We start from the raw sequence: 3,407 nt of genomic DNA, 5'->3' as shown, positions 1-3,407 counted from the left end.
GTTGTAGTCGGCCCCGCGCCTGCGGGGATGGTCCCATCCTGGGGGCCTCGACCACGGGCCGGGACAGGTCGGCCCCGCGCCTGCGGGGATGGTCCGCCCGACGTCGCCGACGGACTCCTGGACTTCATGTCGGCCCCGCGCCTGCGGGGATGGTCCCCCACAACTAGCAGGACTTGAAGCCGCCCCCTCGTCGGCCCCGCGCCTGCGGGGATGGTCCGCAGCCACCCAAGATCCGCCCCCAGCCGTCCCAGTCGGCCCCGCGCCTGCGGGGATGGTCCGCTGGTTACCCGGGCTGGGTGGGGTGCTGCGCCGTCGGCCCCGCGCCTGCGGGGATGGTCCCTGGTCGGTCACGATCGTTGCGTCCTTCGTGCGGTCGGCCCCGCGCCTGCAGGGATGGTCCCTCGCAGATCGCGAGGATGGACCTGCCAGGCTGGTCGGCCCCGCGCCTGCGGGGATGGTCCCACCTACGACTCCAACGCCATGCGGCACTGACCGTCGGCCCCGCGCCTGCGGGGATGGTCCTCGCCGGACCGGCCCTATGAGCGGACCGCGCGAGTCGGCCCCGCGCCTGCCGGGATGGTCCCCAGGACAGGGCCTCGCGGCTCGGGGCGACGTCGTCGGCCCCGCATCTGCGGGGATGGTCCGGTGTGGGTATTCACCGCGTACGGCTGGCTCATCGGCGAGCGGCTCGGCGTCCGGCACACGCAGATCGCCCAGGGCTGCGCCTGCCTGGTGGCGACCTCCGACGGATGCGTGGGCCGTGGAGCGAGGGCCCGGCGACCGTGTGCGCCCTGCGGGCCGTGGGCAGCGCCGCTGGCGGCTCGGCTACCCGGCACTCGGCGGCCCGGCCGAGCCGATCCGCGTGACGTAGAGGTCCCAGAACCGGTCCGGGTCCACCTCCAGCACGGTGCGGCCGTCCGTGTTCGAGACGATCTCGGGGCGGAGGAAGGCCGCCGCGGCCACGGCGTCCCAGACGAAGGCCCGATGTCCCGGATCACCGGCGAAGAGCGGTCCCCAAAGCTCCTTGAAGAGCTTCCTGACCGGGGTCTCCTGCCCCGCGACCACCCGCTCGTAGGTCTGCCGGTCCATGGTGAGCCGCTGCGCCGCCTCCAGCGTGACGACCAGCCGGCGCCTGAACGGAGCGGCGAAGGCGACCCGGGACGCCTCGGGGTCGAACCAGCGGTTGAACTCCTCGCCCTCCGTGTCGGCTCCCAGATAGACGACCTCCTTGACCAGGGGGACCATCTCCGGATGCTCCCGTACGGCGCGTGCCAGGTTGGTGGCCGGGCCGAGCGCGAAGACGGTCACCTCGCCGGGGTGGCGTCTCACCTGGTCGGCGATGAAGTCCGAGGCGCTGCCCGCCGCGGGCCGGGTCGTCGCGTAGCCGCCGTGCGGCTCGGTGGCCAGCACGCGGTGGGACGCCGGTCGCGGCCGGTCCAGGGCCCCGTCGTAGTCGTCCCTCGGCGCCGGCACGTTGGTCTCGCCGGTCACCACGGGGATGCCGGTCCTGCCGATGAGCTCCAGCTGACGCAGCGCGTACGCGGTGCCCTCCTCCGGCCAGGTGTTGCCGCCCACGGTCGTCACCCCGAGCACCTCCACCCCTTCGGCGGCGGCCAGCAGGAACATGGCCTGCGCGTCGTCGTTCAGCTCGCCCATATCCGCGTCGATGATGATTTTCCCGGTGCCCGGGGGGCCGTCGAGCGGCACTCCCGGCGAGCACGACGCCGCGGCGCACACCATGGACAGCGCCACCAGCGAGACCAGTATTTTCCTTCTCATGCCTCACCTGTCGGGCGCGACACCGCATTCGGTTCGTTCCAGGCCATGAACCGCCGGGGGGACCGGGTGCGACAGAGAGGCATGACACCGTTGAAAGGGCTCCCATGAGCGAGCACGAGAGCTGGACGGACGCTCGGCTGCTCGACGCCGTCGCCGGCGAGGACCGCCGTGCCCTTGAGGTCCTTTACGCCCGGCACGCACCCTGGCTCGTCATCCGGCTCACCCGCCGGTGCGCCGACCCGGCGCTGGTGGACGAGGCGGTCCAGGACACCTTCGTGGCCGTCTGGCGTACGGCGCGCACCTGGAAGGGCAAGGGAGAGGTCGCGGCCTGGATCTGGGGCATCGGCGTCCGCCGCCTGCTGGACCGGCTCCGCCGCCGCCCGGCGGTGCCACTGCCCGCCTACGAGCAGGTCATGGTCTCGGCCGAGGAACAGGTGCTGCTCGGCATCGAGTACGGCGAGCTCGGCCAGGCGATGGGCCGGCTCTCCCCGGAACTGCGCGCGGTGGTCCAGGCGACGGTGCTGGACGGGCTGACCAGCCGGGAGGCCGGGCGGCTGCTCGGCATCCCGGCGGGGACCGTCAAAACCCGGATGATGCGCGCGAAGGCACTGTTGAGGGAGGAGCTGGCATGAGCACCTGGCACATGGACGACGGCCTGGCCGTCAGGTACGCCGACGGGGAGCTGAACCCGACACTGGCCGCGTCGGTCGAGGCCCACCTGCTGGCCTGCGATCAATGCCGGGGCCTGCTCGCGCCCCGGGTACCGCGCTCCCGGCTGGACCGGGTCTGGGCGGAGGTGGCCGACGCGGTGGACACACCCGTGCCGGGACCGTTCGAACGGCTGCTGCGGGCGATCGGCGTCCACGACCACACGGCCCGGCTGCTGGGCGCCACCTACTCGCTGCGCCTGCCGTGGATCGCGGCCGGCACCGTGACGCTCCTGTTCGCCGCGCTGGCCTCGGGGGAGACGACCCGGTGGGGGCTGCTCGTCTATCTCACGCTGGCCCCGATCCTGCCGGTCGCCGGAGTCGCCGTGGCCTTCGGCCGGGACGGAGATCCGACCCACGAGATCGGCCTGGCCGCGCCGTACTCGATGTTCCGGCTGATGCTGATGCGCGCCGCCGCGGTGCTGACGTCCTCGTCTGCGCTGGCGCTGGTGATGGGCCTCGCCCTGCTGGGCGACGACTGGACCGCGGCCGCGTGGCTGCTGCCCTCGCTCGCGCTGACCTCGCTGACCCTCGTCCTTTCCAGCCGGTTCGACCCGCGCCGCTGCGGGGCCGCCGTGGCGGTGACCTGGCTGGTCGTGGTCGTCGCCACGAACCTCCGCGAGCCGAGCCTGGCGATGTTCGGCGGCGCCGGCCAGGTGGGCTACCTGGCCATCACCTTCATATCCGTCGTCCTTCTCATCGTGCACCGCAGGGAGTTCTCATGATCGAGGCAGCGGGTCTGGTGAAGGCCTACGGCCGCAGCCGGGCCCTGGACGGGCTCACCTTCACCGCGGGGAAGGGGGTGACCGGTCTGCTGGGGCCGAACGGCGCGGGTAAGACCACGCTGATCAGGATGCTGGCGACCGTGCTCGCCCCGGACGAGGGCGAGCTGAGACTGCTCGGCCGGGACCCAGCCGGGGA

General features: G+C 72.9%; 4 protein-coding genes. 3 read left to right on the top strand and 1 reads right to left on the bottom strand.

What is annotated here, in order from left to right:
• Positions 1-825 precede the first annotated feature (825 nt).
• Positions 826-1,779: a nucleoside hydrolase gene (locus ABZU75_RS12980; RefSeq protein WP_355553019.1), complete on the bottom strand. Its 954-nt coding sequence runs from the start codon at positions 1,777-1,779 to the stop codon at positions 826-828.
• Between the two features lie 104 nt (positions 1,780-1,883).
• Here ABZU75_RS12980 and ABZU75_RS12975 point away from each other — a divergent pair, with 104 nt between their 5' ends.
• The 3 genes from ABZU75_RS12975 to ABZU75_RS12965 all read left to right on the top strand — a co-directional run.
• Complete coding sequence (locus ABZU75_RS12975) at positions 1,884-2,411, top strand: RNA polymerase sigma factor (RefSeq protein WP_355553016.1); 528 nt, start codon at positions 1,884-1,886, stop codon at positions 2,409-2,411.
• A complete protein-coding gene (locus tag ABZU75_RS12970; RefSeq protein WP_355553013.1) occupies positions 2,408-3,211 on the top strand; it encodes a zf-HC2 domain-containing protein in 804 nt (267 codons plus the stop codon). Before ABZU75_RS12975 ends, ABZU75_RS12970 begins: the two co-directional genes overlap by 4 nt.
• Positions 3,208-3,407 (top strand): ATP-binding cassette domain-containing protein (locus ABZU75_RS12965; RefSeq protein ID WP_355553010.1); only part of this gene is annotated, 200 nt, incomplete at its 3' end. The genes ABZU75_RS12970 and ABZU75_RS12965, both read left to right, overlap by 4 nt.

Origin of the sequence: Streptosporangium sp. NPDC005286 (assembly GCF_040607515.1) — a bacterium.
GTDB lineage: Bacteria > Actinomycetota > Actinomycetes > Streptosporangiales > Streptosporangiaceae > Streptosporangium.
This window is presented reverse-complemented; position numbering and strand designations above follow the sequence as displayed.

What these genes read in the sequence shown, in the direction of transcription:
- ABZU75_RS12980 (WP_355553019.1), bottom strand. Translation starts at nt 1,779, where the DNA reads ATGAGAAGGAAAATACTGGTCTCGCTGGTGGCGCTGTCCATGGTGTGC.
- ABZU75_RS12975 (WP_355553016.1), top strand. Translation starts at nt 1,884, where the DNA reads ATGAGCGAGCACGAGAGCTGGACGGACGCTCGGCTGCTCGACGCCGTC.
- ABZU75_RS12970 (WP_355553013.1), top strand. Translation starts at nt 2,408, where the DNA reads ATGAGCACCTGGCACATGGACGACGGCCTGGCCGTCAGGTACGCCGAC.